Origin of the sequence: Providencia vermicola (genome assembly GCF_020381325.1) — a bacterium.
Classification (GTDB): Bacteria; Pseudomonadota; Gammaproteobacteria; order Enterobacterales; family Enterobacteriaceae; genus Providencia; species Providencia vermicola.
Genome location: NZ_JAGSPI010000005.1, coordinates 146,294 through 172,321 on the forward strand (window position 1 = coordinate 146,294; position 26,028 = coordinate 172,321).

31 protein-coding genes are annotated in these 26,028 nt (G+C 39.4%); 12 read left to right on the top strand and 19 right to left on the bottom strand.

Features of this window, described 5'->3' with window-relative positions; genetic code table 11:
* Window positions 1–9 precede the first annotated feature (9 nt).
* The 4 genes from KDJ85_RS08980 to KDJ85_RS08995 all read right to left on the bottom strand — a co-directional run bounded on the left by KDJ85_RS08980 (window position 10) and on the right by KDJ85_RS08995 (window position 2,585).
* Window positions 10–477: a YehS family protein gene (locus tag KDJ85_RS08980; protein WP_225819354.1), complete on the bottom strand. Its 468-nt coding sequence runs from the start codon at window positions 475–477 to the stop codon at window positions 10–12.
* 182 nt (window positions 478–659) lie between these two features.
* The gene (locus tag KDJ85_RS08985; RefSeq protein WP_225819355.1) at window positions 660–974 is read right to left on the bottom strand and encodes an AzlD domain-containing protein; all 315 of its coding nucleotides are present in this window, start codon (window positions 972–974) and stop codon (window positions 660–662) included.
* Window positions 971–1,672: an AzlC family ABC transporter permease gene (locus KDJ85_RS08990; RefSeq protein ID WP_225819356.1), complete on the bottom strand. Its 702-nt coding sequence runs from the start codon at window positions 1,670–1,672 to the stop codon at window positions 971–973. Before KDJ85_RS08990 ends, KDJ85_RS08985 begins: the two co-directional genes overlap by 4 nt.
* Before the next feature lie 91 nt (window positions 1,673–1,763).
* Window positions 1,764–2,585: an AraC family transcriptional regulator gene (locus KDJ85_RS08995; RefSeq protein WP_225819357.1), complete on the bottom strand. Its 822-nt coding sequence runs from the start codon at window positions 2,583–2,585 to the stop codon at window positions 1,764–1,766.
* Window positions 2,586–3,089: 504 nt separating this feature from the next.
* Here KDJ85_RS08995 and leuE point away from each other — a divergent pair.
* Window positions 3,090–3,731, top strand: a complete 642-nt coding sequence (leuE, locus tag KDJ85_RS09000) for a leucine efflux protein LeuE (RefSeq protein ID WP_225819358.1) — start codon at window positions 3,090–3,092, stop codon at window positions 3,729–3,731.
* 85 nt (window positions 3,732–3,816) lie between these two features.
* Here leuE and KDJ85_RS09005 read toward each other — a convergent pair whose 3' ends face one another.
* The 3 genes from KDJ85_RS09005 to KDJ85_RS09015 all read right to left on the bottom strand — a co-directional run bounded on the left by KDJ85_RS09005 (window position 3,817) and on the right by KDJ85_RS09015 (window position 5,887).
* Window positions 3,817–4,275 (bottom strand): GNAT family N-acetyltransferase, encoded by a 459-nt coding sequence (locus tag KDJ85_RS09005; protein ID WP_225819359.1) that lies wholly within the window; start codon window positions 4,273–4,275, stop codon window positions 3,817–3,819.
* Window positions 4,276–4,280: 5 nt separating this feature from the next.
* Window positions 4,281–4,910 carry a GrpB family protein gene (locus KDJ85_RS09010; protein ID WP_225819360.1) on the bottom strand — a complete coding sequence of 210 codons (630 nt, stop codon included), beginning with the start codon at window positions 4,908–4,910 and terminating at the stop codon, window positions 4,281–4,283.
* A 92-nt stretch (window positions 4,911–5,002) separates the two neighbouring features.
* Complete coding sequence (locus KDJ85_RS09015; RefSeq protein WP_225819361.1) at window positions 5,003–5,887, bottom strand: DMT family transporter; 885 nt, start codon at window positions 5,885–5,887, stop codon at window positions 5,003–5,005.
* A 94-nt stretch (window positions 5,888–5,981) separates the two neighbouring features.
* Here KDJ85_RS09015 and KDJ85_RS09020 point away from each other — a divergent pair, with 94 nt between their 5' ends.
* The 3 genes from KDJ85_RS09020 to KDJ85_RS09030 all read left to right on the top strand — a co-directional run bounded on the left by KDJ85_RS09020 (window position 5,982) and on the right by KDJ85_RS09030 (window position 8,285).
* Window positions 5,982–7,322 (top strand): aminotransferase-like domain-containing protein, encoded by a 1,341-nt coding sequence (locus KDJ85_RS09020; RefSeq protein WP_225819362.1) that lies wholly within the window; start codon window positions 5,982–5,984, stop codon window positions 7,320–7,322.
* 76 nt (window positions 7,323–7,398) lie between these two features.
* Window positions 7,399–7,785, top strand: a complete 387-nt coding sequence (locus KDJ85_RS09025) for a cytidine deaminase family protein (protein WP_206084304.1) — start codon at window positions 7,399–7,401, stop codon at window positions 7,783–7,785.
* Between the two features lie 23 nt (window positions 7,786–7,808).
* Window positions 7,809–8,285: an NUDIX hydrolase gene (locus KDJ85_RS09030; RefSeq protein WP_225819363.1), complete on the top strand. Its 477-nt coding sequence runs from the start codon at window positions 7,809–7,811 to the stop codon at window positions 8,283–8,285.
* On the opposite strand, the gene KDJ85_RS09035 is transcribed toward KDJ85_RS09030, so the two are convergent.
* Window positions 8,282–8,896 carry a LysE family translocator gene (locus KDJ85_RS09035; RefSeq protein WP_225819364.1) on the bottom strand — a complete coding sequence of 205 codons (615 nt, stop codon included), beginning with the start codon at window positions 8,894–8,896 and terminating at the stop codon, window positions 8,282–8,284. The genes KDJ85_RS09030 and KDJ85_RS09035 overlap by 4 nt on opposite strands.
* A 147-nt stretch (window positions 8,897–9,043) precedes the next feature.
* Between KDJ85_RS09035 and KDJ85_RS09040 the strand changes: the two genes are divergently transcribed.
* Both KDJ85_RS09040 and ddlA read left to right on the top strand, forming a co-directional pair.
* Window positions 9,044–9,925, top strand: coding sequence for a LysR family transcriptional regulator (locus KDJ85_RS09040; RefSeq protein ID WP_225819365.1), 882 nt, complete (start codon window positions 9,044–9,046; stop codon window positions 9,923–9,925).
* A gap of 134 nt (window positions 9,926–10,059) precedes the next feature.
* Window positions 10,060–11,163 carry a D-alanine--D-alanine ligase gene (gene ddlA, locus KDJ85_RS09045; protein ID WP_225819366.1) on the top strand — a complete coding sequence of 368 codons (1,104 nt, stop codon included), beginning with the start codon at window positions 10,060–10,062 and terminating at the stop codon, window positions 11,161–11,163.
* A gap of 63 nt (window positions 11,164–11,226) precedes the next feature.
* Here the strand turns inward: ddlA and KDJ85_RS09050 are convergent, their stop codons facing one another.
* Genes KDJ85_RS09050 through KDJ85_RS09065 form a run of 4 tightly spaced genes read right to left on the bottom strand, consistent with a single transcriptional unit; the run spans window position 11,227 to window position 14,134 of the window.
* Window positions 11,227–11,787: a P-loop NTPase family protein gene (locus tag KDJ85_RS09050; protein ID WP_225819367.1), complete on the bottom strand. Its 561-nt coding sequence runs from the start codon at window positions 11,785–11,787 to the stop codon at window positions 11,227–11,229.
* 12 nt (window positions 11,788–11,799) lie between these two features.
* Entirely contained in the window at window positions 11,800–12,273 is a 474-nt protein-coding gene (locus tag KDJ85_RS09055; protein ID WP_225819368.1) for a GNAT family N-acetyltransferase, read from the bottom strand.
* Entirely contained in the window at window positions 12,257–13,030 is a 774-nt protein-coding gene (locus KDJ85_RS09060; RefSeq protein ID WP_206084318.1) for a GNAT family N-acetyltransferase, read from the bottom strand. The genes KDJ85_RS09055 and KDJ85_RS09060 overlap by 17 nt, the downstream gene beginning before the upstream one ends.
* A 3-nt stretch (window positions 13,031–13,033) precedes the next feature.
* Window positions 13,034–14,134: an NAD(P)/FAD-dependent oxidoreductase gene (locus KDJ85_RS09065; protein ID WP_225819369.1), complete on the bottom strand. Its 1,101-nt coding sequence runs from the start codon at window positions 14,132–14,134 to the stop codon at window positions 13,034–13,036.
* 133 nt (window positions 14,135–14,267) lie between these two features.
* Here KDJ85_RS09065 and KDJ85_RS09070 point away from each other — a divergent pair, with 133 nt between their 5' ends.
* A complete protein-coding gene (locus KDJ85_RS09070; RefSeq protein WP_225819370.1) occupies window positions 14,268–15,095 on the top strand; it encodes a PhzF family phenazine biosynthesis protein in 828 nt (275 codons plus the stop codon).
* A 55-nt stretch (window positions 15,096–15,150) separates the two neighbouring features.
* Here KDJ85_RS09070 and KDJ85_RS09075 read toward each other — a convergent pair whose 3' ends face one another.
* On the bottom strand, window positions 15,151–16,311 hold the full coding sequence (locus KDJ85_RS09075) for an MFS transporter (RefSeq protein WP_225819371.1): 1,161 nt from the start codon (window positions 16,309–16,311) through the stop codon (window positions 15,151–15,153).
* Window positions 16,312–16,339: 28 nt separating this feature from the next.
* A complete protein-coding gene (gene hisN / locus KDJ85_RS09080) occupies window positions 16,340–17,140 on the bottom strand; it encodes a histidinol-phosphatase (RefSeq protein WP_225819372.1) in 801 nt (266 codons plus the stop codon).
* An 86-nt stretch (window positions 17,141–17,226) separates the two neighbouring features.
* Here hisN and KDJ85_RS09085 point away from each other — a divergent pair, with 86 nt between their 5' ends.
* The 3 genes from KDJ85_RS09085 (at window position 17,227) to KDJ85_RS09095 (ending at window position 19,624) form a co-directional block, all read left to right on the top strand.
* The gene (locus KDJ85_RS09085; protein ID WP_225819373.1) at window positions 17,227–18,000 is read left to right on the top strand and encodes a DeoR/GlpR family DNA-binding transcription regulator; all 774 of its coding nucleotides are present in this window, start codon (window positions 17,227–17,229) and stop codon (window positions 17,998–18,000) included.
* Between the two features lie 78 nt (window positions 18,001–18,078).
* Window positions 18,079–19,002 (top strand): alpha/beta hydrolase family protein, encoded by a 924-nt coding sequence (locus KDJ85_RS09090; RefSeq protein ID WP_225819374.1) that lies wholly within the window; start codon window positions 18,079–18,081, stop codon window positions 19,000–19,002.
* Between the two features lie 25 nt (window positions 19,003–19,027).
* Window positions 19,028–19,624 carry a LysE family translocator gene (locus KDJ85_RS09095; RefSeq protein WP_225819375.1) on the top strand — a complete coding sequence of 199 codons (597 nt, stop codon included), beginning with the start codon at window positions 19,028–19,030 and terminating at the stop codon, window positions 19,622–19,624.
* Between the two features lie 39 nt (window positions 19,625–19,663).
* Here the strand turns inward: KDJ85_RS09095 and KDJ85_RS09100 are convergent, their stop codons facing one another.
* Window positions 19,664–20,446, bottom strand: a complete 783-nt coding sequence (locus tag KDJ85_RS09100; protein ID WP_225819376.1) for a GNAT family N-acetyltransferase — start codon at window positions 20,444–20,446, stop codon at window positions 19,664–19,666.
* A 175-nt stretch (window positions 20,447–20,621) separates the two neighbouring features.
* Between KDJ85_RS09100 and yqfB the strand changes: the two genes are divergently transcribed.
* Window positions 20,622–20,942, top strand: coding sequence for a N(4)-acetylcytidine aminohydrolase (yqfB, locus tag KDJ85_RS09105; protein ID WP_225819377.1), 321 nt, complete (start codon window positions 20,622–20,624; stop codon window positions 20,940–20,942).
* Here yqfB and KDJ85_RS09110 read toward each other — a convergent pair.
* Window positions 20,939–21,805 (bottom strand): LysR family transcriptional regulator, encoded by an 867-nt coding sequence (locus tag KDJ85_RS09110; protein WP_225819378.1) that lies wholly within the window; start codon window positions 21,803–21,805, stop codon window positions 20,939–20,941. The genes yqfB and KDJ85_RS09110 overlap by 4 nt on opposite strands.
* Window positions 21,806–21,900: 95 nt before the next feature.
* Between KDJ85_RS09110 and KDJ85_RS09115 the strand changes: the two genes are divergently transcribed.
* Entirely contained in the window at window positions 21,901–22,815 is a 915-nt protein-coding gene (locus KDJ85_RS09115; RefSeq protein WP_225819379.1) for a DMT family transporter, read from the top strand.
* Between the two features lie 51 nt (window positions 22,816–22,866).
* On the opposite strand, the gene KDJ85_RS09120 is transcribed toward KDJ85_RS09115, so the two are convergent.
* The 3 genes from KDJ85_RS09120 to KDJ85_RS09130 all read right to left on the bottom strand — a co-directional run bounded on the left by KDJ85_RS09120 (window position 22,867) and on the right by KDJ85_RS09130 (window position 25,975).
* Entirely contained in the window at window positions 22,867–23,388 is a 522-nt protein-coding gene (locus KDJ85_RS09120; protein ID WP_225819380.1) for a GNAT family N-acetyltransferase, read from the bottom strand.
* A 156-nt stretch (window positions 23,389–23,544) separates the two neighbouring features.
* Window positions 23,545–24,531, bottom strand: coding sequence for a D-cysteine desulfhydrase (locus tag KDJ85_RS09125; protein WP_225819381.1), 987 nt, complete (start codon window positions 24,529–24,531; stop codon window positions 23,545–23,547).
* Between the two features lie 16 nt (window positions 24,532–24,547).
* Complete coding sequence (locus KDJ85_RS09130; RefSeq protein WP_225819382.1) at window positions 24,548–25,975, bottom strand: Na+/H+ antiporter NhaC family protein; 1,428 nt, start codon at window positions 25,973–25,975, stop codon at window positions 24,548–24,550.
* Window positions 25,976–26,028 lie beyond the last annotated feature (53 nt).

The following is a 26,028-nucleotide window of genomic DNA, read 5'->3' on the forward strand; positions in this document are numbered from 1 at the left end:
AAATATGTGTTATTTATCGCCACGTAAGCGTGTGGTTAGGCCTTTAAGGAAATAACGCAGAAGTTGATCCCCACATTCACGGTAGTTTTTATGTCCAGGCTTACGGAAAATGGCATTAAGTTCAGGTTTTGATACTCGAAAGTCTGCCAATTGGTAAATTTCAATCATATCAGTATCCTTTAGTTCGAAAGCGACCCGCAGTTTTTTGAGAATAATATTGTTATTTAGACGGCTTTCTATTTCTGGTGCAGGACGGTCTTCATCTTTACCACGACGATGATAGATTAAGCCATTTAAAAAGTGTGCGGTTACGTTATCGTTACACTCAACATATTCAGGCTCACTATCTTTTTTGAGCCAGCATACCATTTCTTCTTTCGTCACGTCTAAATCTGCAAGTTTTACGATTTTGACCATTTGAGCATCGCTCAAGTCCAACATATAGCGAACACTGCGTAAAACATAATTATTAAGCATGATTGTTTATTATCCATTATTGATAGAATTAATTGGCGCAATTGAAAAGCCAATGGATCACAGACTTTCATAAAGAAAGGGAGTAATTGAATAGGGTCGTATTGCGACGAAGTCGGCTATTATGCGGGATTAGTGGAATAAAGCAAAGTGTTGTCACCTGACTTTACTCCTATTGAACGGTATTAACCCATGAAATAAATCAGGGAATAAAAAAAGACAAGGGTCAACCCTACAGTTAACAGCATGTTTTTCAGCAATGATGCGACGACAACACAGAATACAGCACCCCACAAATACGGGTTATCGGGAAAGTTCCTAAGCTCATGGTTTTCTAATAAAATAACAGGTGCGCAAATCGCCGTTAACAAGCAAGGTGCTGAGTAACCTAATGCTTGGCGAACAATCAAAGGTAGCCGAAGTGGTAGCTGTGGGATTAAAAATACATAACGCAATGTAAAAATAACGGCGGTTAGCGTGATAATCAAAAGCCAGATCATTTTTCCTCCTTTAATACGCGCGAAACGATGACTGAGACAAACATTCCACCAACACCTGCAATGACAATCGCACTACTGATGGAGTACATGGATAAGGTTATGGCTACGACGAGTGAGAAAATGACGCCACATAGCGTGCTGATTTTTTTCGTCAAAGGTACAACAATGGCAAGGAGTGTCGCTACAACAGAGAAATCAAGGTGTAAGCGACTTAGGTCACCAACAATATTTGCCATCGCAATGCCACAAAGGCTGGTGATTAACCAAACAAGATAAAAACTAAACCCAGCACCAAATAGGTAGGGGAAACTCAAACTTTGACGTTTCGCCGCGCTGATTGCAAACAGCTCATCGGTGAGAAGAAAGCCAATGCTGAGCCTTTGAGGGGTTGTAAAATCTTTCACTTGAGGACGTAACGTCAGTCCATACAGTAAATGCTGGGACGTAATAAAGAAAACTGAAATCACAATCGTGATAAAACCAGTGCCTGAATTGAGCAGTCCGAGGGTGACTAGTTGGGCGGCACCTGCAAAAACCATTGCTGACATTGCAACACTTTGCCAAAAATCTAATCCTGTTTCTACGGCCATCGAACCTGCGAGCACTCCCCAAGGGATCACTGCTAGGTTAAGTGGAGCTGAATGAGCTGCGCCATCCATCATAGCTTTTTGCCAGCTGCGATTTTGCTTTGGATCCATGTTAACTAATACCTGTTGAAATAATGCCTATGTAACGTGTCATTCATATTAAGGATATGAACTGGCTGCAGATAGAATAAAATTGCTCTTTTTAAGTAATTAGATGACGCACAAAATTACCGGGTGTGACGCCTAATGACTGTTTAAAGTGGCGTGTAAAATGGCTTTGATCAGAAAAACCACATAAATTCGAAACATCAGCAGGGGAGTTTCCCGCTAATAACAGTTTTTTGGCTTTATGCAGACGCGCTTGAACCAAAAAAACGTGGGGCGTTGTGCCTGTTTGCAGCTTAAATTGTCTTAGAAAATGCCATTGACTGAATCCCGCTATTTGGGCTAATTCAGCTAAAGAATGTTCTTGCTCACAGGTATTTATCATCAATTCGCAAATTTGTTCTATACGCTGTTTTGCAGGGGTAATTTTAGCTAACTCGGTTTTAGTCTGGTTATAGCGTAATGTTAACCAACTTAACGTAGAGAGCAGTAAGGTTTCTTTAAACAATAGGTTTCCGGGTTGCAATAACAAGCTGAAAAGTAACCGTAACTGAGCAGCCAGTCCTGTATCTTGCACGACAGCATAAGGAAACCAAGGCACTAGTCCTTGATTTTCAATTTTTAAGTCGGTGGTGAGCTGCGAAAACATGTCAGGAGTAGGGTAGATTGCCTGATATGACCAACCATTTTCCATTGCAGATGAACCCGTGTGTATTTCATCTGCATTGACCAAAATGATATCGCCCTTTGGTGCGTAATGGTTTTCACCTGTACGAAAGAATTGCTGAGCACCATCTTCAATAACGCCAATACAGAAACCTTCGTGGCTATGTCGAGAAAATTTTTGTTGGTGATATCGAGCATTTATCATTTCAAGGCCATTAAGCTCTTGCAAATGAAAGTAATTAGCGCTTTCCATGAGATCCCTAAAACTGATTAAATATAAAGTACTTTTTGTTTTAATTATCCGAGATTCGTTAATTAAATGTGAGAGTAATGTATTTATTACAATGGTCAAAAAAACATCTAGACTAAATTAATATTGTTATCTATAGCCATTTTCAGGGCATTAATACATTTCTATGTTATAACGCGAAATGAGAATCAAATCACTATCAACATTCCCAAGCTAAAACCTCTATTTAGTTCCGATTTAACATTGATATATGGTATATAACTCTGCTTAATAAGTTGTTTTCAGCTTGCTTCTGGTTTAATGGTTGCAATTGAACTATAACTCTAAAATGCAAGGCTTAATCTTATTCTTTTCACTGGTTTTGTGGCTTTTATTGAAATATAAATCCATATATTGATGTATTAAATAGTGATATCTTTTATAAAAAAATAAAATCTGTATCATAATATCTATCAGAAGTTAATGTGAATTTTTTGTTATAACTTTTATTGAGTTAGCGGGTTTCCTATGCTTGAAAATCTCGGTATTACAAACTTATGGACTTATCTTATCGGTGTTATTTTTATTACGCTGGTACCAGGCCCTAATTCTTTATTTGTTTTAACTAGTAGTGCAAAATATGGCGTAAAAAATGGTTACAAAGCAGCGTTAGGGGTATTTACAGGGGATGCAATACTGATATTCCTATCTTTCCTAGGGGTTGCTTCATTAGTCAAAACATCGCCAATCTTTTTTAGTGTGATTAAATACGCAGGTGCGGCTTATTTATTTTATTTAGGAATAAAAACACTTTATAGCGTATTACACAAAAAAGAAGGTGCGCATGATGTTGATAGTATTATTTTAGAGACGAAAGGGACTTATAAAAAAGCGGTTTTTTTAAGTCTTCTAAACCCTAAAATGATCATTTTCTATGTGTCATTTTTTATACAATTTATCGACCCTGCATACCCAAATGCAGGTGTGCCATTCTTCGTCCTTGGTGTGATTTTAGAAACGTGCAGTATGATTTATTTATCGTTGTTGATTTTCGGCGCAGTAGCCGTGACGAATATGGTAAAACACAATAAGAAACTGTCAAAATTCTCCAATAGCTGTATTGGGGCAGTGTTCTTAATGTTTGGGGCTAAATTAGCGTTAACAGCCTAAAAGAGAACGCACTGAAATATCACCTTGTGATTTAATAGCCAGCCAAATTGAGCTGGCTATTTTGTATCTACTTTAGTCTAATACCTTAGCGTTTCATAATGGTGACAAGCTCATCATTGACTTCACGCTGTTCCACATCTTGCCACCCCATTTTTCGATAAAGAGCCTGCATATCGGGTGTATATAGGTAAAGACTTTCGCTTGTGGATTTTCGGTAGTGCTGATAAAGCGTTTCAATCAGCTGGGTGCCAATTCTTTTTCCTCTGGCTGATGGCACAGTTAAGACTTCCCCTAGCCACCAAGTCGCCTGTTGAATATCTGGGAGCTCACGAAAGATCGTGCTAGCGGTTGCAAGTAGCTGGCCATTATTGTCTACGAAACAAGACAAAATTTGCGGGTTAGCCGCTTGGCTGCGTTCGTGCAGCCTGTGTTTTATCTGTTCTGTGTCGGCCCATGGTGATAAACCCGCCCACTCTTGGTGTAATGCATCGCTAATTTGTTCAATTAACTGAATATGTTGCTTAGTAACAATCACAAAATGCATATTTTCTAGTTCTCATGTAAAAGTAAATTAGGTAACAGCATGTCTAACTGTTCGAAAAGTCGACTATAAATGTCCCTGACAACCGCATTTTTATTGTCGTTATACTCTTTGACATAGTTGGCATCGACTACAGCGGCTAATTTAGCGTTTGCATATTTTTCACTATCGTCGGGGTGATTAATTAACCAATTACGAAACAGTAAGTGGCGTAAATGTTCAGGACAACCTGGTGCAAAAACGTGCAAGTTCACCTGTGGATCTTGTAATTTAAGCATTCGATGCTGGTACCAAGAGGGCTCCCGTACAGTAAGTTCAAATCCAAGTTCCTCAAGGGCTGGAACATAACTTTTTTCGTCTTCGGGGGTTGCCACAATCAAGTCAATATCGATAACAGGCTTAGCCGCTAAGCCAGGAACGGCTGTTGAACCTACATGAGCAATCTTAAGCGCTTTATCACGTAGGGCATCACAAATATATTTTTGTTGTTGCTGATAGATTTCAGGCCACTTCAGGTCATAAGGAACAACTTGAATTAGACGAGGAACAGGCTTTCCTTTCACCCAAGGATTTTCAGTTGGGTCACTTTCACTAAAGTGCATAATCTGCCGTTTATAATCTGCTAAAGAAAGGGTCACTGTTCGCTCCTATTTAATTCACATGTAGCAGCAAATAATAAAGTAAATTTTTATTGCGATCGCGCTTTGTGTGCCTACAGATACAGCCAATTTTAACTCGCAAATTTTTTCGAAGCGGCAACACAACAAATAACGCCACAAGTTGATGCAATCATTAAAGAATTGACGGTTTCATCAAGCAGCCAAGCTGAAAGTAGTAAGCCGATAAAGGGTTGTAATAATTGTAATTGCCCCACACCTGCAATACCTCCTTCTGCAAGTCCTCGATACCAAAAAAAGAACCCTAATAACATGCTAAAGAAAGAGACATATACTAAACCTAGCCAAGCCTTTGTTGATACGTTTGCTAGGTTAGTTGGCCATAAGATCACACACAGCACTAGCATAATGGGTAATGAAATCACTAACGCCCAGCAAATAACCTGCCAGCTTCCCAGCTTCTTAGATAAAACGGCCCCTTCAGCATAGCCAAGCCCACACAGTAATATTGCCGCAATCATATACAAATCACCAATAAGAGTGCTTTTCCCTCCTTGAAATAATGCGAAGCCAATTACAAATAAACTTCCTATTATAGAAAACAACCAAAACAGTTTGCGAGGCCGCTCGCGGGCACGTAAAACGGCAAAAAATGCAGTTGCAAGGGGAAGCAAACCTATGAATACAATGGAATGCGCGGAACTCACATATTGCAAAGCAAGAGCGGTAAGGAAAGGGAAACCAATGACGCCACCAACAGCAACAATAATTAAAGGAAGAAAATGAGCTTTAGTGGGTATGCTTTGTCGTAAAAAAGCAAAAATAATCAGGGAAAGAATACCTGCAATTGCAGCACGAGCGGCCGTTAGAAAATCAGGTGAAAACCCTTCAATGGCAATTTTGGTTGCGGGTAATGAACCACTGAAGATGACAACACCAATAAAGCCGTTTATCCAACCTCGTGTTGTATTAGGCTGTGTAATGAGTGTTTGTTCCATGAAAACCCTTAATATAGATGAATACGCGTCTTGAGAAATAGAAAACTAATGTAGATAATCATGACAATCAAAAAATTGTCATAGGTACAATTTCATGTCACAACCTCGTTACCAAAAGTATGTAGATAAAATTGCTGAAAAAATAATCAGTGGTGAGCTAAAACCAGGTAGTCGCTTAGAGCCACATAGAACCTTTGCTAAGCAAGAAGGGATTTCATTGGCAACTGCATCGCGGGTCTATCGCGAATTGATCGACAAAGGTTTAGTGAGTGGAGAAACGGGGCGAGGGACTTTCGTTAGGGATATCCAACTATTGCCCACATTGAGTATTCAACATGATGTTGTGCCTGAAATGCTAGACTTAAACTTTAGCTATCCCATTGCTAAGGAACAAACAAAATTACTACGAGAATCGTTAAGAGAGTTAGCGGTTGGGGGGGATTTGGAGGGGATACTCTATTACCAGCAACATACAGGAAGGCACCATGAGCGGGTGATAGCGGCTAAATATTTAATGCAGCAAGGGTTTAGCAATGTCTCAGCTGAGTCTATCACCTTTGTGAGTGGTGCACAGCATGGCTTAGCCGCGATTGTTTTAGGTATGTTTAGCCCAGGTGATATTGTGGCGGTAGATGCATTGACCTACCCAGGGTTTAAAGCCTTAGCAAAAATGTATCACATTGAATTAGTGGCTATCCCAGTATTAAACAATGGGCCTGATTTAAAGGCGCTAGACTTACTTTGCCAGAACCGGAAGGTTCGTGCCTATTACAGCATGCCGACACTTCACAATCCATTAGGCTGGGTTATGTCATTAGCAATGCGAAAGACGTTGGTGGCTATGGCAAAAAAACAGGATTTTTTACTGATTGAAGATGGGTCATATGCATTTTTACATCGTCCAGTCATTACTCCGTTAGCCATGTTGGCTCCAGAAAGAACCTTTTATATTGCGGGGTTTTCCAAAAATGTCGCAACAGGTTTACGGGTGGGAATTGTATTGGCACCCAAACAGTACACTGAAAATATAGAAAAAATAATCCGAATAACGACATGGAACACACCTGCGCTTACAACAGCGATTATTTGTGATTGGTTAATGAAAGGTGAAGTTGCAAAAATTGAACGTAATAAACGGCAAGATGCAAGAAATAGGCAAAAAATTGTCCAACAAGTATTTGGCGATTTTCCCTATATTGCTCATCCAAATAGCTATTTTATTTGGGTACCATTACCTGAAGGTTTGCGTTCCGAATCGGTTATTCGTCAACTCAATAAACGTAATATTGCAGTGAGTAGTGCTGAGTCTTATTCGACATCAAACGCTGTGCCACAGGCCATACGTGTAGCTGTGAGTACGGTTTCTTATGATGAGCTAGCCGCTGCATTAAACACTATCAAATCAGTAATATTGTATATGGTAGATCTGGAATAGAGCACAAAAAAATTAATACTTTTTATTGTGTTAACGTTTAATTAAGGTATTCAATTAGCATTAAAAGAGGGCAATTATGTTAAAACACCTCGTCGAGATTGCAAAACGATATGCGAAGCCAGCGACATTTAATGGGTACATCGAAAGTGGGCATGTTGCTGCAGCATTAGAAACCGATGATGGCAATATTTATAGTGGTGTGAGCATTGATTCTGCATGTTCACTGGGGTTCTGCGCAGAGCATGCTGCCGTTGCAGATATGCTAAAAGAAGGGCGTTCAGTGATTAAGGCGATTGTTGCCGTGGATGCATCAGGTTGTATCGTACCACCTTGTGGCCGCTGTCGCGAGTTACTTAGCCAGCTATCAGATAAAAACAAAGAGACAATCGTTGGTGTTGATGATAATACCCAAGTGACGCTTGCTGAACTTATGCCATATGACTGGAAAACATCACGCTGTTGAATACCGAAAAGGGTCATCATCAAATGAATAATGAGATTAAACACTTTACTGCAACGGCAATGATCCGTAATGAAAAGGGGGAGTTTTTACTCCATGAACACCCTAAACTTGGTTTTTGGTTACCGCCAGGGGGGCATATTGAAGAAAATGAAGAACCGCAAGATGCGTTATATCGCGAAGTATTAGAAGAAACGGGGCTGGATTGTAATATTATTAGTTGTGGATATCCCTTTAAGACCTCAGTTGTCGACTCATCTCATACGCAATCATTATCATTACCGATGGCCATTCTCAAGGAATATATCGAGGATAAGAAAAAAGGTGATCATTGGCATATCGATATGGTGTATTTATGTGAATTAATCTCACCTGAGCAGCCACCTTTTTCACCGTTTAGTTGGGTGCCTTTTCAACAACTCGCGCAATTAAATATGCCTAAAGATGTTATTGAACTGGCACAAATGGCAAATGAATATTATCAGGGGCTCAATAAGGCTTAATTGATATTGAAAAAAAGTAAAGAAAAACCAAGTAAGACTAACAAGATGCCGATGGTTTTATCCATGACTGATTGATAACTCAATACTTTATTACGTACTGAAGGGGTGGCAAAAAATAGTGCGATTAAGCTAAACCAAACTAAGTGCACCAATGAGATAAACACCCCATAGCCTAAGTTGAGCCAAACAGAGTTCCCGACTTGGATAACTTGACTATAAACGGAAACAACAAAGAACATGGTTTTGGGGTTTAGGGCATTGGTTAAAAAGCCTATTTTAAATGCATTAAATTTAGATATTGGCTGTGTGCTGGCGCTATCAGTGGTTATTTTTATTTTGTTGGTGAATGACTTAAAACCGATATAAACCAAATAACAAACACCGGTTAACTTAACGGCTAAAAATAATGCACTTGAGCTCATAATAATTAGCGTAATACCGAAAATAGTATAAAACACATGGACTTGAACGCCAATTGCAATGCCAAAAGCACATAATAATCCTGTCTTTATGCCGTGGGTATAGCTTTGCCGAGTTACCATTGCAAAATCAGGCCCTGGACTTATCACTGCAAGGATTGTGATTGTTGCTACTGCAAGGATTTCATTCATTTAAGTTTCCTAAAGAGTTATAAAAACTAACAGTTATCACCATAAATATGGTTGTAATGATTTATTTAATGTTTTTATTATCAATACATTGAATAAAGTTAAAAAGCGATTTATCCTGACTAAAATCTGTCACTTTTCGTTACCAATATGAAATTGCCGCCGTTATCGACCTTACGTTTCTTTGATGCCGCTGCTAAAGCGGGTAGCTTTGTTAAAGCAGCACAAGAATTAAATGTCACTCACAGTGCTATCAGCCGCCAAATCCGCCTATTGGAAGAACACCTTGGTGTGGCGTTATTTGAGCGGCGAAATCGTGCTGTTTTCTTAACAGCTGCAGGCCAACTACTTTTACAGACGACCAGTAGCCTATTTGAGCAGTTAAGTGCCACAGTTGAGCAAATAAAGACAAATGCCACGCCTGATGTGGTGAGTTTGTCTTGTGAACCAACGATTGCCATGAAGTGGCTCATTCCACGTTTAACCGATTTTTATCAACGGTATCCCCATATCACTGTTCACCTTGTTGCTGCTGGTGGCTCTATTGATTTTGCGAAGACCCATGTTGACCTTGCTTTAAGGCGCAATGATTTTGTATGGGGAGGGCAAATATATGCTACCAAGGTATGTTCAGAGCAAATGGGGATAGTACGACTACCTGAAAAAGAGGATGTTAGTTTGTTACCAAACTGCCCGCTATTAACAAGTGCATCACGCCCTGACGCGTGGGTAACATGGCAAAAAAATAGCGGTGTAGATTTAACCGGCTATAAATATGTGACCTATGAACATTTTTACCTGTGTATTCAAGCCGCTTTATCAGGACAAGGGGCTGCGTTAGTGTCATTTCTTATGGTTATAGATGAAATTCAAGCAGGGCAACTTCAAGCTCCTGAGGGCTTTATTCCTGACGACTCAGCTTATTACTTGCTTTCGCCAAAACCTATTGCAGCAGATGGCGCCGTGGCGGTCTTTGTAAATTGGCTAATTGAGCAAATCAATATCAGCATCGGTTGTATTAATAATTTATAGATATTCCATCAAAAAACTAATGATTGCTCATTATTACAGCGAACTTCACTGTAATATAAAGATTTTATGACATAACTTTTGCCGTGCATGCTATATTTCTCTGCTAGGTATGGTGTATTACGTTGGAGCAGATAATGAGCAAAGTACGGGTAGGTGTAATTTTTGGTGGAAAATCGACAGAGCATGAAGTTTCTCTGCAATCAGCTAAAAATATTATTAACGGCCTTGATCGTCAGAAGTTTGACGTGTGTCTTTTGGGTATAAACAAAGAAGGTCAATGGCACGAATATAATGAAGCCGATTTTCTTATTCATGGGGATGATCCATCCCGTATTGCACTCAATACACCGAAACGTAGTATTGCACTTGTTCCAGGAAGGGCGCATGAACAGTTTATCTCCCTAGAAGACGCAAAACCATTGCCACAAATTGATGTTATTTTCCCTATTGTTCACGGTAACTTAGGTGAGGATGGGTCATTGCAAGGTTTATTGCGCATGGCAAATTTACCGTTTGTAGGGCCAGGTGTTTTGGGTTCGTCGGCCTGTATGGATAAAGACGTAACTAAAAGATTACTCAGAGATGCAGGCTTAAATATTGCCCCGTTTATTACTGTACTGCAAAATAAACGCACAACAATAAAGTATGAAGCAATAGTGGCACAGCTAGGTTTACCGCTGTTCATTAAACCCGCAAACCAAGGTTCATCGGTTGGGATTAGTAAAGTCAGTAATGAGTCAGAGTTTGAAGCAGCATTAGATTTTGCATTCCTGTTTGATACTAAAGTGCTTATTGAAAGCGCTGTAAAAGGGCGTGAAATTGAGTGTGCGGTATTGGGTAATGACGACCCACTCGCTAGCCCTTGTGGTGAAATAGTGTTACACGATAGTTTTTACGCATACCATACCAAATATATTGATGAGAATGGCGCATCTGTCGTAGCACCTGCTCAGTTAGAAAATGCGGTGAGTGAAAAAATTCGCGAGATTGCTTTATCCGCATACCAAGCATTAAATTGTAGTGGTATGTCCCGTGTTGATGTCTTTTTAACGGAAAATAATGATGTTGTTATCAATGAGATCAACACATTGCCCGGTTTTACAAATATCAGTATGTATCCGAAACTGTGGCAGCAAGGTGGTATGACGTACCAGCAATTAATTAGCCGTTTAATTGAATTAGGGATTGAAAAATTCCAACAAACGGCGATGCTAAAAACGGCGTGTGATGAAATTTAATCGCTGAGGTAAGGTATTCTCGGTAGCTTTTATGGTTACCGAGATGTGTTAACAGAACCTGTGTTATTTCAGTTGGTTGCCTTCAATTTGCACTTTCATTTGTTGTAAAAACAAACGCGTTTCCTTTGGTGATGTGAGCCGAACAAATTGAATATGGCGCAAATTGATATTAGTCATATGTTTTAGGTTTCTTTCCTTATTTGGATAGTAAGTCTTTAGGAGCCATAGAATAATCGAATCTCGGCTAAAAAAGGCATTTCTCCAACGTTCTTTATTGCCCGTGTTTTCCCATAGCTCTTGCCCTGAACGAATGCGCGATAATGTACGAGTAATTGACTGACAAAGGGTTCTCGGCAAGGAATAATCAAGCCAAATCACCATATCGACATCTTTCCATTTGATAGGTTGAGTCCGTGTATAGTTTCCGTCAAGTACCCACCCAGAAGGCGCGTTATTTAAAGAGATTCTGAGCTTTTCTGCCAATGCATCATCTGAGGAACCTTGCCAATTTGCTAACCAATATAAACTATCCAATTCAATGGCGGGAACATTTAACAATAATGCTAGCTGTTGGCAAAGGGTACTTTTACCGCTGCCGCTGGTACCGATAATATTAATTTTCATAGGATGTTAATGTCAGATATATTTGTGATAAATACGCAAAGAGAGCTGACTTAGTGCAACAGACAACTGCCACCCACAGCGGATGAGTAAGTTATCCGCAACGGCTGTCGCACAAAAAATTTGGGGGTATTGTTGTTTATCAATAATCAACTCAAGTTGTTCAAATAAATACTGTCCAAGTCCTTGATTTCGTTTTTCTGGGATAACAAATGCGGCACCGACCCATGGAAATAGCGTGTTATTAGGTAAAAATGTTTCACTTTTCAAGGCAATAAAGCCACAGGGTATATTTTCCACAAAGGCGATAATCCCCATACCCGTTCCTTCACGATGGCGATAAGCCGCGATATCATGCCAAACATCACCTTTACCTAGAGGGCCATAATGGGAAGGCCACTCCTGAAGGAACCATTGTGCAATTAATGGCTCCAATTCAGGCATATCGTGTAAATAACACCAGTGACGTAGGTTATTTACACCAGACATAATTGATATAGCGGAATAAGGGCTCAAAACCAAATTTTTTATACAAATCAAACCCCGCTTCAGAGGCGTCAAGGAAGCAGTGCTCAACACCTTGCTGACGGCAAAATGCTAACGCGTAATCAATGAGTTGTGATGCGTAGCCATTACCTTGGTGGCTTGGTTCTGTACCAATATCATCGAAACGAGCAAGCGTTCCTTCAATTGTTACGGTCATAGACGTAGCGGGCTCACCATCGACAAGTAACACTAAGTGAAATTGCGGGGCACCTTGTTGTAGTGCATCTTCGTGATAACGCACATACTCTTTTATAACTTGGTCGTGCTCTTCAGACAGGTAAAATGCAGAAACTAGCGGCTTTGCCCACAATGACAAATCGTGATTAGCTAAGACAATATCCACTTGGTTATCAGGCAGTTCAACTTTATTTTGTTTCGCTAGAGTTAATGCCATGGCAGTCGTTACGCTGTCACGTTTGTAACCCAGTGATTCTGCTTCATTAACCACCTGAGGGAGCATTTCTTCAGGGATCACTAAAGTGTGATTTTTCTTCTGCGACACAAACAGATTGTGGGCTTGCATAAATGCGTGACTGGTGGAGTCAGGTTGCAAATAGATAAAGTTAAACGCTGGCGAATTAAGCGGCGTTAAATAGCAAATGGTGTGTTGTGCAATCTGGATACTATGTTCACAAATAGATGTCCAAAACGTTTTTTCAATCGATTGATAATGTCTTAAATAGTACAACGGAATATTCATTTGTCAGTTACCTGATGCAAAACGAGTTAATCGATATGGGCCAAGTGCAGTGTGTTCTATTTCATGCAAAATTTCATCTTGAGCCAATTGGCATATCAACGGCGCTAGTGTAATCGCAGCGTGCATACTGATAATATATAAACCTTCGAAATCAGCAACTTTTCCGACAATTGGCATCTCATCTTTTGGCATGGGTCTCATTCCGATGAAAGTTTTTTCAAGATTTAACGTATCACTACCTATAAATGAATTTTTGATAACGGTTAGGGCGTTTTGTGCGATACAGTCTACGCTATGTTCTGGGCGATCACTCAGGTAATCCTCAGCACACAGTATTTTACCTGTAGATGCAGGACGCAGCTCCATTTCAGGAGTTGAAATAATATGCTGCACTAACGGTTTTTCATCTGGTGCATTAATGTGCACAATAATTGACGGCGAAGCACTCACTGGTAACTTAACCCCAATTGAGCCAATGAGCGCAGTGGCATCAATGCCCGCAGTTATCACCGTTTGGTTGGCTAAAAATGTGCCATGATTTGTGTTCACACCTAAAATACGCCGACCTTCCTGAACAAGTGAGAATACCTCATGTTCGGGTAAATAGGTTATACCTTGATCAATGGCTAACTTTAGCAAGGTTTGAGTCGCATAAACAGGATCAACGCTCCCTTCATCAGGGCAAAAAGCAGCAAGCGTCGGGAGTGTACATAAATTCGGCTCCATCTTTTGTAATTCATTTTTATTTAGCGCTTTGATGTTAAAATGATTTTTCTGATGCTCATCAATAAAAGATGCTGTCGCTGTTTCGTTATCTTGCCAACTAATTGCACCTGACCACTGGATGTTTAGCTGGCCCTGTGTGTGCTCGTCAAGAGAGCGCCATTGCGCAAGTGCTTGCTTGCGAAGTTGACTGTAAGCGTCAGGGCGGCCATAAGACACATTAAGCCAAGCAAAGGCGTGTTGGGTAACACCTTGGCTTGCGTGTTTTTTGTCTAATAAAATAATGCGTTGATTTGTCTGTGTTGATAAATACCATGCTAAGGTGGTGCCGACAAAGCCAGCACCCACGATAATAATTGTATTTTTAGTTGTCGAATCCATGGGTTACCTGTGTCAAAGTATCAATTACAATAGCTATCTTAATGTGTTATTGCATTTATATACACAAAACATTGTTAGCTAGCGCATTATTATTCCCATAGTTAATATGGTAGTAACGACGTCAGAGGAAGAAATGAAGTATATTTTTGAGCAAGTGAATGTTTTTTCAGCCAGTAAACTGGATGGTAACCCATTAGCTGTTGTTGTTGGTGCAGATAACCTAACAGATGCACAAATGAATAAATTCGCAAAATGGACCAATTTAAGCGAAACCGTTTTTCTATTGCAGCCAACAACGCCTGAAGCAGATTATCGTGTGAGAATTTTTACGGTAGAAGGTGAGTTACCGTTTGCAGGGCACCCGACTTTAGGGAGTTGTTTCGTGTGGCAGCAAACCTATGGGCAGCAGCAGAAAGCATCGATAGTTCAAGAATGCAAAGCAGGGCTAATCGCAATTAAAATGGTGGATGGCCGGTTGGCATTTAAGGCACCACCACTCATCCGTAGTGGCGAAATTGCTCAAGATGTAAAAATAAAGGTATTTAAAGGGTTGGGGATCACCGAAGATGATGTTATTGACAGTAATTGGGTAGATAACGGCCCAGGTTGGATGGGAATTCAGCTTAAGTCAGTGGACACACTCTTAAATATTAAGCCTGATTATTTTCAATTGAAGGGCTATGATATCGGCTTGTGTGCAATTTACCCTGAAGGTAAAGATAAACAGCTCGAAGTCAGAGTTTTTTGTGGTACAAGTTCAGTAGAAGACCCCGTGACAGGAAGCTTTAACGCGGGTGCAGCACAATGGTTAATCCCTCAAGGAAAACTCCCAAAACAGTATACTGTTGGTCAAGGGCAGTGTGTTTATGGCGAAGGGCGAGTGTATGTGAGTGCGGATGATGACGGAATTTGGATTGCTGGTGATGTGATTAACTGTATCAGTGGGACGATTGAGCTCTAATTATTTGGTTATCATAAGGTTGCTAATGAGTGGCAACCTTATGATATTCATTAGACTAAACGCGGATAAAACGAGTAGCAAATGCAATAAATACTAATAAGACAGAAATCATTAAAAGGGCAGTCGCTAGTGTTAATTGGAATGCGACAAAGCCAATTACTGCAGGCCCCGCTAAAATCCCTAAGTAACCCAATGTCGAAATCGCAGGTACAGCCAAGGCTTCTGGCATCGTGTTTTGTTTACCCGCTGCAGAAAACATCACAGGAACGATATTCGATGAGCCTGCCCCCACTAAAGCAAAACCAATAATTGCAAGGATTAAATAAGGGGAGATAACTGCGATTACGAAACCAAGGCAAGCTAGGAGCGCACCTAGAAAGACTACGCGAGCTGAACCGACCCGCATCACTATTTTGTCACCCAGTAACCGGCCAATCGTCATTGTTGTAGCAAAAGCAGCAAAACCCAAACCACCTAAGGTCTCTTTAAGGCCATGGTGCTCGATTAAAAATACGGCACCCCAATCTAGCACAGCCCCTTCGGCAAGGAACACAGCAAAACAAACGATACCAATCACCAATACAATCCCTTTAGGGATAGCAATAAGCGGGCCTGTTGGGGCATTTGCATACGTAATTAAGCCGTTATAACAGATGGCTAATAAAACTAACGCAATAACAGAAACAAAAATAGACGCTAAAGTTGCGGATACCCCTAAGAGCAGAACTAAGCTCATTGTACCTGCCCCCGCAATCCCCCCGACACTGTAGAATCCATGAAAGCCCGACATAATAGGCTTATCTGAGGACTTTTCCACAATGACAGCTTGCACATTCATCGCACAATCGGTCAGGCCAATAAAAATACCGAATAATAATAAGCCAGCTACCAGAAAACTGATGCTAGAAAGTGACGATAAAACGGGAAAAAGCAAACAAAAACCAATAGTTGCGATAACCATCAGGCGGCGACAACCATATTTGGCGGCTAATGCTCCTGTCACTGGCATGGCAACAAGCGCACCACCACCAAAGCAAAGTAGTAACATGCCAAGTGTTGCATCATTCGCTCCTGTATTGACTTTGACGTAAGGGACGATGGCCGCCCATGCTGCGGTAACAAAACCAGCGATAAAAAAGATAATGCGCGTGGAAATTTGCTCCCGTTTCGCAGGTGCTAAGTGAACAATGGTATTAACGTGTTGAGTAGATTGCATTTTTTATAATACTTTTTTAAATGATAAATTAACTACCTGAATTTAGGATAGTCAGAACGCGCTCATGAAGGGTTGGACAACCTGTTGCGATGACAGCCCCGCCAGATTCTGCACGTTTTCCTTCAAGTGTGGTGACGACTCCACCTGCACGCTCTATAATAGGGATTAAAGGAACAATATCATAAGGTTCCAGTGCGAATTCAACACAAATATCAATTCTTCCTGCCGCAAGCATGGCCATCCCATAACACTCTCCACCATAGCGGGTCATTAAAACACGTTCATCGAGCGCCTTAAAGTGAATATCAGGTCGAGATAATATTGGTTCTGGGGACGTCGTATGTAATATAGCCTGTTCTAATTTAACGTTTTTTCGAGTAGCTAAACGAGAATGTCCATGCGGACTACTCGTCCAACTGCCATGCTTATCTGCCCAAAAGCGTTCCCCAATATAAGGCTGGCTCATCATGCCCATCACGGCTTTTCCGTGTTCAGTCAGGCCAATTAAGTTAGCCCAAAGTGGAATGCCACATAGAAAAGGGCGAGTACCGTCTATTGGGTCGAGTACCCATTGAATGTCACCATCCCCTGAAATACCATACTCCTCACCCATGATAGAGTGATTTGGATAGGTTTTAGTGATATGTTCGCGCATCGCTTTTTCTGCAAGTTTGTCTGCTTGCGTGACAGGATCAAAACGATAATTAGCCTTTGTCTTGTTTTCAACCACACTGAGCTCACTAGTGCGGTAATAATCGAGGGAGATTTTCCCCGCAATATTGGCGAGTTCATGTAAAAAGAAGCTGTCAGGTAGCGGTAAGTTGTTCATATCTTCTTCCTTATTACGTTGTAAAGAGGGATTGACATAATATTGTGCTCGATTATGATCACTTTAAAATAATTAAGAGGTACTATATGCTCGATTATGCCGCTTTTCCAGAGCAAAGACAAAATAAAATTCGCCAATTGTTACGTGAGCAAGGGCGAGTAATTTGTACCATCCTTGCCCGTGATATGCAGGTTTCTGAACATACAATTCGTAGGGATTTAAATGAATTAGCCCAAGAAGGTGTTTGTCGTCGAGTGCATGGCGGTGCGGTGAGTATGCTCGATGAATTAGGCTCGTTCGAGCAAAGAGTCGAGCAAAATCAAGCAGAAAAAATTAAAATTGCACAGGCCTGTAGTTTGCTAATTAAACAAGGAGCGTGTGTATTTATTGATACAGGCTCAACGAATCTAGAAATTGCACGCAATTTACCCGCGCATATTGCGTTTACCGTGGTGACAAACTCTCCCGCCATTGCAATTGAATCAATGAAAAGGCCGCTTTGCGAAGTGATTTTAATTGGAGGGAAATTAAATCGTGAAATTGGTGCCAGTATTGATACATCGGCGGTTAACCAAATTGCGCATATTCATTTTGACCAATGTTTTATTGGTGGCTGCGCTTTAGATCCACAAATGGGTGTGACTATCTTTGACTATGAGGAAGCTGAGTTTAAAAAAATACTCATTGAGCGTAGTAACCAAGTCATTATGGGGGTTACTGCAGATAAGTTACCAGGTGTTGCCCGCTACACAATTGCAAACTGCGATCAAATATCTATTTTGGTGATGGATAAGAACTTGAACTCAAATATCGTTGAATTATTTGCAGAGACTTCACTAAAAATAGTGATGGCAGATTAACAAGTGGAGCATTTTAAGAACCGACTTAATAACCTTGTTTAATATAATGGCGAATAAAAACAGCCCATGGTTTCCCCTATGACAATTAAACTGACCGCGCTTTTAATTTCGTTGTGTTCATTTAGTGTACTAGCTGCACCTAGCTCATATCAAAAACAAACCTTACTTAATGATGGTAAAGAAATTCATTATTACGTTATTCAAAAAGGTGATAAAAAATCGCAAGATTTGCTGGTTTTATTGCAGGGTTCAGATTGCAAAAGCGTGGTAAATAACCCCAATATGGTTAAAAATTTTGGCGCAGTTTTTCCTAAAAACGATATTTTATTAGTTGAGAAAACAGGGCTGAATAGTTTAGTTGGTGCGGATGGTGAAGAAGCGTCAGAAGAAGATTGCCCTGTAGAATATATGTCTCAAGATTCTCCGATTGAGCGAGCGGATAATTATGTGGCGGTACTAAAACAACTCAAAAAAGATTATCAACATATTGTCTTATTAGGTGGCAGCGAAGGGGCATTAGTGACGCATTTAATTGCAGCTAAAGGCGACTTTATTTCGGCATCCATTGCGCTAAATGTGGGCGGGCAATATTTTATTGATGATGTGCTTTATAGCATTAAAAATAATACGCCAAAGGAAGATGTCGCTAATTCATTAGAGGGCTTTAATCAATTTGCGCAGGCGGCAAAGCATAAACAATTAAATGATGACCAATTTGTCAGTGGTCATGGTCCTCGTTGGTGGTATGAAATGCTGACAATTGATAACTTGAAATTAGTGCAGGCCATTAAAACGCCGCATTTGGTTATTCAAACTATGGCAGACACGAATGTCGATGCTTACAGCACAGAAAGAATGATGAGCCACACGAATAACCCATCAGTTAATTTTAAAAAATATGAAAAACTCGATCACTTCTTTAAGGATAATAAAGGGCAATCGCACACTGAGATGATTGTGAAAGATATTCAAAATTGGTACAGCAATGCTGGGTCAAAATAGATAATTGAACATAAGGTTTGTGCCTGTGGATATATTGGGTTTTATGGTGACGTTGCTTCCAATCATTGTTTCCCCAGGGGCAAGCTTTGCAATTGCGCTGAATAGTACATTAACTCAAGGAATGAAAGGGCTACTTATTCCAATCATTGGGACAGGGCTAGGGATATTGACTCATGGCTTATTAGTTGGTATTGGTTTGTCAAAAATTCTAGCCTCTTATCCATGGGCAATGCGCTCAATCGGTATTTTAGGAACATTGTATTTAGTTTATTTGTCTATCACATTAATTAACACAGGTTTAAAAGTAGGTAAAAGTGCAGCAAATAATGCGATAAGAACGGTCACGGTTAAAGATGCGTATTTAGCCAATCTACTCAATCCCAAGGCAATTGTTTTATATTTAGTGGTAGTATCAAACTTTGTTGGTAAAGACCCTTCTCTAATCAGCTTTCTGGTTTTATCTAGTATTCATGTATTGATGATGGCGGCTTGGTTGACGGTATCATGTGGGAGTCTTATTATCTTTTCCTCATCAATTCAAATTAATACACTGAGAAAATATATTAATATTGGTGGTGGTATATTGCTGTTACTGATTACACTCACACCGTATTTATTTTAAATAGCGTGTACCTTTATGGCTCCGGTACACGCTAAATATTTATTCTGCAATGAAACTAAAGTAGCTAAAAATAGGTTCAAAACCCAGTTTTTTGTAGATTGAAAGCCCGTCTGATGACGCCTCTAATACGCACTGTTCAATACCTTGCTGGTTGCAAACTGCTAATGCGTGTTTGATAAGTATTGTCGCAAATCCTTTTCCCTGAAATTGAATATCAGTGCCAATATCATCCAACCGTGCAGCTTTATCATTTATTGTTAAAGTTAAGGTAGATACAGGCTGTTCCTTAGAGAATAAGACAAAATGCATCATATTGGTTTGTTTGTCTAAGGCTCTTTGATGGTAACGAATATATTCATTAATGACGATGTCGTCCTCTTCCTCATCATCGGAATCTGTGGGAAATGCGGTAATCAACGGCTGTGCCCAGTCACTCAATCGTTCATTACATTGCTCAATCCGGTAGCCAGTTTCAATTGATGGTGTCTCCTTAAATAAAGACAGTGTGGACTTTGGTAAAATCATTGCTGTAGATTCGCCATCCGCAATGAAACCTCGCTTCTCAATTTCTTGCTCAAATTGGGTCAGCTCGTCTTGATGGACAACTAATACATAAGGTTTAGATTGCTGCTTAAATGTATTTTCTGCCTTTTCAAATTCGCTAAGATTAGTACCTTGATGCAGGTATATAAAATTGAAAATAGGTAAATTGAGTTCAGAAAAATAGCTAATAGTATTTTCACTAATCTTTAAAGTGTCGGAACAAATAGCAGACCAAAAATGTTCTTCTTGTTGGTAAAATAAGGTTTCGTTATTATTCATTATTGATATCCAGTTTGTTTTTAATCATGTTCAGACATAATTGTATAGAAAGCCTTGCTCCAACAGTAGAGTAAAGGCAAGCCACAGCACGAAAACAACCATTTAGTTGCATTTTGGCAATGTTATAAGAAAATGTGTTTTCAATAGACCTTTTAATAAAATTTAGGGAAAAATGATGAATGATGCACCAGATACAATTACGTTTTTTGAGCGATTACTGCCATTGGTGGTATCGGGAAAAAAAGTGATCACAATCCGTGATAAAAGTGAAAGCCATTACGTACCAAACACAACCGTTAAGGTATATGCGCTTGAAACAGGGAAATATTATACCGAAATTGAAATACTCTCTGTTGAGCCTATTTTCTACGATGATATTTCTGAGTACCATGCAGAACAAGAAGCAATGACGTTAGATACACTGAAAACGCTTATTAAGGAAATTTATCCTAGTGAGCAATCTTTATATGTGATTACTTATCGGTTATTAAACTAACCGTACGTTTTTTTAGCAATTTGAATAAAAGCCTTTGTCGCGGGTGACAGTTGACTTTCATCATTAACAGCAAAGGCGATATTGCGTTTAACTGGCGGGTCTAGTGGCTTTACAACAATATTTTGAATGTAATCTGGAATTGCAAGCTGTGCAACAATTGAAACAGCATCACCGCGAGCAACTAAAGCAAATGTACTAAGTAATTGCCGCGTTTTAAATTGGATTCTTGGTGTCAGCTTTTGTGCATGAAATAAATCTAACACGAGTTTTCCAGACCCTGCCTGCGTCAAATTAAAAGGGTATTTGCATAATTCTTTCAATGAAATGCTTGGTAGATTTGTCAATGGATGATTTTGAGGGAGAATAGCTACCATTTGGTCGTCTTTTACTTTAAAAGTATCAAACCGTTCATCAGGTAACACAACCACACCGATATCAATACGTTTTTCTTGTAACCACTGAGTGACAGTTTCGTCATCACCTTCATCGACCACAATATTAATTAGTGGGTATTTTTGGCGAAATTGGGCTAAAAGTGGTGGCAATAAATTTAATGATGATCCAGGGCCAAAAGAACCAATCCGCAAAACACCTGCTTGTAAGCCATTGGATGCAAGAGCTTCTTGTTTTATAGCTTCTTGGATATTTAGCATATGGTGAGAATGCAGCAACAGTGTTTTACCTATTTCAGTTAATGTTGTTTGATTTTGCTCACGAGTGAATAGCATAACATTGAGATCTTTTTCTAAGGATTTTATCGCGTGAGAAACAGCGGACTGGGAAATATTCAGTTTCATTGCTGCTAAAGTAAAACTTCTTAATTCAGCTACGATGGTAAAGATTTCGAGTTGCGTTAATGTCATGAGTAAACGCTCATTAGTTTATGAGATTAGATTAGGGTTAGCTTATCAGCGGGAAAGAAATTAACAAGATTTATCTTTATTGCTGAGAGAACAAAATGCAAAACACAGTAACGATAGCAAAAAAGCGCTCACTAAATATTATTGTTATTCAAATGGTGCTTGTTTCAGTTATTTGGGGAGGTACATTTATTGCGGGTAGAGTTATCCAACCTGAAATTTCCCCTTTATTGTCTGCAACATTACGCTTTCTTTTTGCTAGCCTTTCATTAATTTTAGTTTTGTTTATTGGCCGTATTGGTTGGAAACGTATTTCAGCGAAGCAATTTTGCCAAATTATAGTGTTGGGGGCGAGTGGGGTATTTATTTATCAAATTTTATTTTTCTATGGGTTACAAATTATTCCTGCATCACGTGCTGCTTTATTAGTCGCAATTAACCCAGCAATGATTGCATTAATTTCATTTATTCTATGGAAAGAGAAAATTTCAATTAAAAAAGGCATTGGAATCAGTTTTTGCGTAATAGGTGCAATTATCTTATTGTCTGATAAAACACCTGATTCAGATGGGTTTGTGGTCAGTAGCGGTGATTTAGCTATTTTAGGTTGTGTGATTAGCTGGGGGATATATACCGTCGCAGGTAAAAACGTTATCCAAGAAATAGGGGCATTACATACTGTGACTTATGCGGTTTTGTTTGGCACTATCTTATTAGTCCTTACATCTGTTTATACACAAGAAATGAATTTTGGAGCTCTGTCTTTGTTATCTGTGGGCGACTTAATCAGTTTAAGTTATTTAGGTGTCTTAGGGTCGGCTATTGCTTATGTATGGTATTACCAAGGTGTTGCACAGCTGGGTGCCGCGGGAGCAGGGTCATTCATTGCACTTAATCCGTTAAGTGCCGTTATTATTGGTACGCTTTTTCTTAATGAAAAAATGAGCTCAATGATTATCATTGGTGGGGTATTAATCATACTGGGAATAATGATAACCAATAAGAAACAGTAAAAACGGAGTTGCTCGCCAGTATGTGTAGAGCAACTTATTTTATATTCTAAATTAAAGAGTTTTGTACATAATGTACTCAAGGGTTTGTTGGGATTTACTTTTAAATAAAATTTCTTTGAAGATTTGTAGCCCATTCGATTGGTATAACTGGATTGCCCGAGAATTACTGGCAAGCACATCTAACCAGAGTGTATTTGAACCTTTGCTGATGGCAATATTTTCAATGAGTTTAAAGACTAATTTCCCATAACCTTTACCTGTTGCAGCAGGTAAAAAATAGAGTTTATTTAATAACGTTCCTGCTAATTGAGTATCGGATATTTTTTCTTGGTGTGTAAGTTTCACTAACCCGATAGGGAACTCTGATTCAATAACATACCACTCTGTATTTGGCTGACCGATATCATAGATGATTTTATCGGTACTGTACTCCTGATTTAGGTATTCAAATAATTCATTTTTATTATTCCAGACTGTAGAAAAATGATGGATATAACTTTGCCTACCAATTTCATTAAGTATTAATGCATCTTGTTCTCTAGCTAGTCTGAGCGTGACTGGTATTGATGTCATTGTGTCGTCTCCTATTTATCCTACTGTATCGATTAGGTAAATTTTTATCCATTACATAAATATGTACTCATCAGAGTATTTTTGATACAAAGAATATAATGAAACAATTAGGCAAAAGAAAAGGGCAAAAATGCCCTTGAGGATAAATTGGATAGTTTAAATTGTTTGGCTAATATCCGAATAAGCAAATAAGGCTTGTGCGCCACCAGTATGCACAAATAACACAGGTGTTTTTTCGGCTGAATTTTCTAAATAGTCAATTAAACCCGCCATTGCTTTTCCAGTATACACGGGGTCCAGTAATACACCCTCTTGCTGAGCAAGAAGTGAAATCGCTGCAAGGCCTTGCTGGTTAGGCATTCCGTACATAGGAGCAAAAAAACTATCCCATAAAATGACGTCAGGCACTTGATTCAATGCCAGTAGCTGGGCTAATTCATTCTGTAGCTTTTCAACTTTAGGGGCTTGGTCTTGCTGCTTTCTTGAGACTGTCACTCCAATGACTTGGCTTTGAGGTAATAATTCTTTTATTCCAATAGCAAGACCTGCATGTGTGCCAGCACTACCTGAGGCAACGATGATTTTATCAAACTCAATATTTTCTGGTTTTTGCTCAGCAATTTCTACTGCACATTGAATATAACCTAATGCGCCTAAAGCATTTGAGCCACCAACAGGCACAATATAGGCTTCACGAAGTGATAGTGATGCAATAAGTTCTTCCATTTGGGTTTGTGGATCAGTTAATTCATCGCACATAACACAGCGCGCACCAAATAAATCCGTCAATAACTTATTACCATTACGCAGGAAATTTGTGTTATTGCTTTGAATTGGATTTTCTAATAAGGCCACACATTCCAAACCATACATGGCAGCAACTGCCGCGGTTTGTCTAACGTGGTTTGATTGAATTGCGCCCGCAGTAACAATAATCTTTGCATTTTTTGCTAGTGCATCTGCCATAAGAAATTCAAGTTTACGTAATTTATTCCCACCCATAGCGAGAGGGGTCATGTCATCACGCTTAATATAAATTTCACGGCCAAACCTTTTCGACAAGTTATCAAGGCGATGAAGTGGCGTTGAGGTTTTTAATAAATCAACTTTTTCAAATTGGCGTAGTGTTTGTTGAATTGACATCTAAATTTCCGTGTAATTAGTGGGTAAAACCAAGATAAAGGTAAATAGCAAGCACGACACTGGCCGTCACTAATGCATAAGGCATTTGTGTGCGAATATGTTCTATATGCTCACAATCTGTTGCCATCGAAGCCACAATAGCATCTGCAGAAATAGGCGATGTCATATCACCAAATATTGAGCCTGAAATTGCAGCGCCAATCATATACTCTACAGGCATTCCTACTGATAAACCTAATTGCACACCAATTGGGATCATAATTGCAAATGTTCCCCACGATGTACCTGTTGCTAACGACATAATTGCGCTAATAATAAAAATAAAGCCAATGGAAAAACCAGGTGCCATTACCCCTTGGGTAACTTCAGCAATATAAGCACCAGTATTGAGTTCAGCAGAAACATCGCCCATTAAGAATGCCAAAATCATAATAGAGCTTATTTTTAGCATGTTGGCATAACCAATAAATAACTCTTTAAAAAAACTATCAATATTTAATAGATGACGACCAATGAACCAACAAAATGATACAGCAGTACCAAACATGACTCCCCAATAAACAGAGGTTGAGCCACTACCTTTACTGAAATCGCCATCACCAGTGATATAAAGAGCGATAGGTACCATTAATACAGTGGATAAAATAGGAATAAAGAAATTCAGCGAAGAGTGGGCATTTGGATGATTGATAATCTCTTCTTCATTGTCTTGAACATTAGATGTTGAAATATTTCCAGCAATAAACGCTTGTTGATATTTGTCTTCCGCTTTTTTCATTGGTCCCCATGAAAAATTCGTGAAAATGTAGATTAAAATCGTACCGAGGGATAACCAAGCCATCAGGTTATAACCAATAGAGGTAATTAAAATATCAAAAGGCTCACCTGTAATTAATCCTTGTGAAATTTGTACGCCAATTAATCCCATGATAACGGCTCCCCAGCCATTAATAATGGCGGAAGAACAAACCGAAACGCATGCAGTTTGAATTAGATAGGACATTTTTTCTGGTGCGACGCCATATTGACGTGCCAAATTTTTAGTAGAAGCACCTGCAACTAATTGGTTAATGGAGCTTTCAATAAATATGAGGGAGGTAATCACAATAGCCAGTAATTGTGTTGCTGTACGGTTTTTGATTAACCGAGTTTTATTTGTCAATAATTGAACGAGGGCTCTAACGCCCCCAGTAACAACAACCAACCGCATAATTCCACCAATCATTACCATAAAAACAATGGTGCGAGTATTTCCTGCGGATGAAAACGTGTTAATAATACCATCAACGGTGCCTTTAATACCTAAAAGAACGTTGTGATCATTAATAACCGTAAAACCTACAAGTATTCCTAACATGAGGGAAAGCATTACTTGGCGGGTGAGTATTGCCAATATAATTGTCACAATAGGGGTGATTACTGTCCAAATACCATAGTCGTGCATGTGTTTACCTGTTAATCCTATATAAAAATTTAAATTTTTGACTTTATAATTAT

What these genes read in the sequence shown, in the direction of transcription:
- KDJ85_RS08980 (WP_225819354.1), bottom strand. Translation starts at nt 477, where the DNA reads ATGCTTAATAATTATGTTTTACGCAGTGTTCGCTATATGTTGGACTTG.
- KDJ85_RS08985 (WP_225819355.1), bottom strand. Translation starts at nt 974, where the DNA reads ATGATCTGGCTTTTGATTATCACGCTAACCGCCGTTATTTTTACATTG.
- KDJ85_RS08990 (WP_225819356.1), bottom strand. Translation starts at nt 1,672, where the DNA reads ATGGATCCAAAGCAAAATCGCAGCTGGCAAAAAGCTATGATGGATGGC.
- KDJ85_RS08995 (WP_225819357.1), bottom strand. Translation starts at nt 2,585, where the DNA reads ATGGAAAGCGCTAATTACTTTCATTTGCAAGAGCTTAATGGCCTTGAA.
- leuE (WP_225819358.1), top strand. Translation starts at nt 3,090, where the DNA reads ATGCTTGAAAATCTCGGTATTACAAACTTATGGACTTATCTTATCGGT.
- KDJ85_RS09005 (WP_225819359.1), bottom strand. Translation starts at nt 4,275, where the DNA reads ATGCATTTTGTGATTGTTACTAAGCAACATATTCAGTTAATTGAACAA.
- KDJ85_RS09015 (WP_225819361.1), bottom strand. Translation starts at nt 5,887, where the DNA reads ATGGAACAAACACTCATTACACAGCCTAATACAACACGAGGTTGGATA.
- KDJ85_RS09020 (WP_225819362.1), top strand. Translation starts at nt 5,982, where the DNA reads ATGTCACAACCTCGTTACCAAAAGTATGTAGATAAAATTGCTGAAAAA.
- KDJ85_RS09025 (WP_206084304.1), top strand. Translation starts at nt 7,399, where the DNA reads ATGTTAAAACACCTCGTCGAGATTGCAAAACGATATGCGAAGCCAGCG.
- KDJ85_RS09030 (WP_225819363.1), top strand. Translation starts at nt 7,809, where the DNA reads ATGAATAATGAGATTAAACACTTTACTGCAACGGCAATGATCCGTAAT.
- KDJ85_RS09035 (WP_225819364.1), bottom strand. Translation starts at nt 8,896, where the DNA reads ATGAATGAAATCCTTGCAGTAGCAACAATCACAATCCTTGCAGTGATA.
- KDJ85_RS09040 (WP_225819365.1), top strand. Translation starts at nt 9,044, where the DNA reads ATGAAATTGCCGCCGTTATCGACCTTACGTTTCTTTGATGCCGCTGCT.
- ddlA (WP_225819366.1), top strand. Translation starts at nt 10,060, where the DNA reads ATGAGCAAAGTACGGGTAGGTGTAATTTTTGGTGGAAAATCGACAGAG.
- KDJ85_RS09050 (WP_225819367.1), bottom strand. Translation starts at nt 11,787, where the DNA reads ATGAAAATTAATATTATCGGTACCAGCGGCAGCGGTAAAAGTACCCTT.
- KDJ85_RS09055 (WP_225819368.1), bottom strand. Translation starts at nt 12,273, where the DNA reads ATGTCTGGTGTAAATAACCTACGTCACTGGTGTTATTTACACGATATG.
- KDJ85_RS09060 (WP_206084318.1), bottom strand. Translation starts at nt 13,030, where the DNA reads ATGAATATTCCGTTGTACTATTTAAGACATTATCAATCGATTGAAAAA.
- KDJ85_RS09065 (WP_225819369.1), bottom strand. Translation starts at nt 14,134, where the DNA reads ATGGATTCGACAACTAAAAATACAATTATTATCGTGGGTGCTGGCTTT.
- KDJ85_RS09070 (WP_225819370.1), top strand. Translation starts at nt 14,268, where the DNA reads ATGAAGTATATTTTTGAGCAAGTGAATGTTTTTTCAGCCAGTAAACTG.
- KDJ85_RS09075 (WP_225819371.1), bottom strand. Translation starts at nt 16,311, where the DNA reads ATGCAATCTACTCAACACGTTAATACCATTGTTCACTTAGCACCTGCG.
- hisN (WP_225819372.1), bottom strand. Translation starts at nt 17,140, where the DNA reads ATGAACAACTTACCGCTACCTGACAGCTTCTTTTTACATGAACTCGCC.
- KDJ85_RS09085 (WP_225819373.1), top strand. Translation starts at nt 17,227, where the DNA reads ATGCTCGATTATGCCGCTTTTCCAGAGCAAAGACAAAATAAAATTCGC.
- KDJ85_RS09090 (WP_225819374.1), top strand. Translation starts at nt 18,079, where the DNA reads ATGACAATTAAACTGACCGCGCTTTTAATTTCGTTGTGTTCATTTAGT.
- KDJ85_RS09100 (WP_225819376.1), bottom strand. Translation starts at nt 20,446, where the DNA reads ATGAATAATAACGAAACCTTATTTTACCAACAAGAAGAACATTTTTGG.
- yqfB (WP_225819377.1), top strand. Translation starts at nt 20,622, where the DNA reads ATGAATGATGCACCAGATACAATTACGTTTTTTGAGCGATTACTGCCA.
- KDJ85_RS09110 (WP_225819378.1), bottom strand. Translation starts at nt 21,805, where the DNA reads ATGACATTAACGCAACTCGAAATCTTTACCATCGTAGCTGAATTAAGA.
- KDJ85_RS09115 (WP_225819379.1), top strand. Translation starts at nt 21,901, where the DNA reads ATGCAAAACACAGTAACGATAGCAAAAAAGCGCTCACTAAATATTATT.
- KDJ85_RS09120 (WP_225819380.1), bottom strand. Translation starts at nt 23,388, where the DNA reads ATGACATCAATACCAGTCACGCTCAGACTAGCTAGAGAACAAGATGCA.
- KDJ85_RS09125 (WP_225819381.1), bottom strand. Translation starts at nt 24,531, where the DNA reads ATGTCAATTCAACAAACACTACGCCAATTTGAAAAAGTTGATTTATTA.
- KDJ85_RS09130 (WP_225819382.1), bottom strand. Translation starts at nt 25,975, where the DNA reads ATGCACGACTATGGTATTTGGACAGTAATCACCCCTATTGTGACAATT.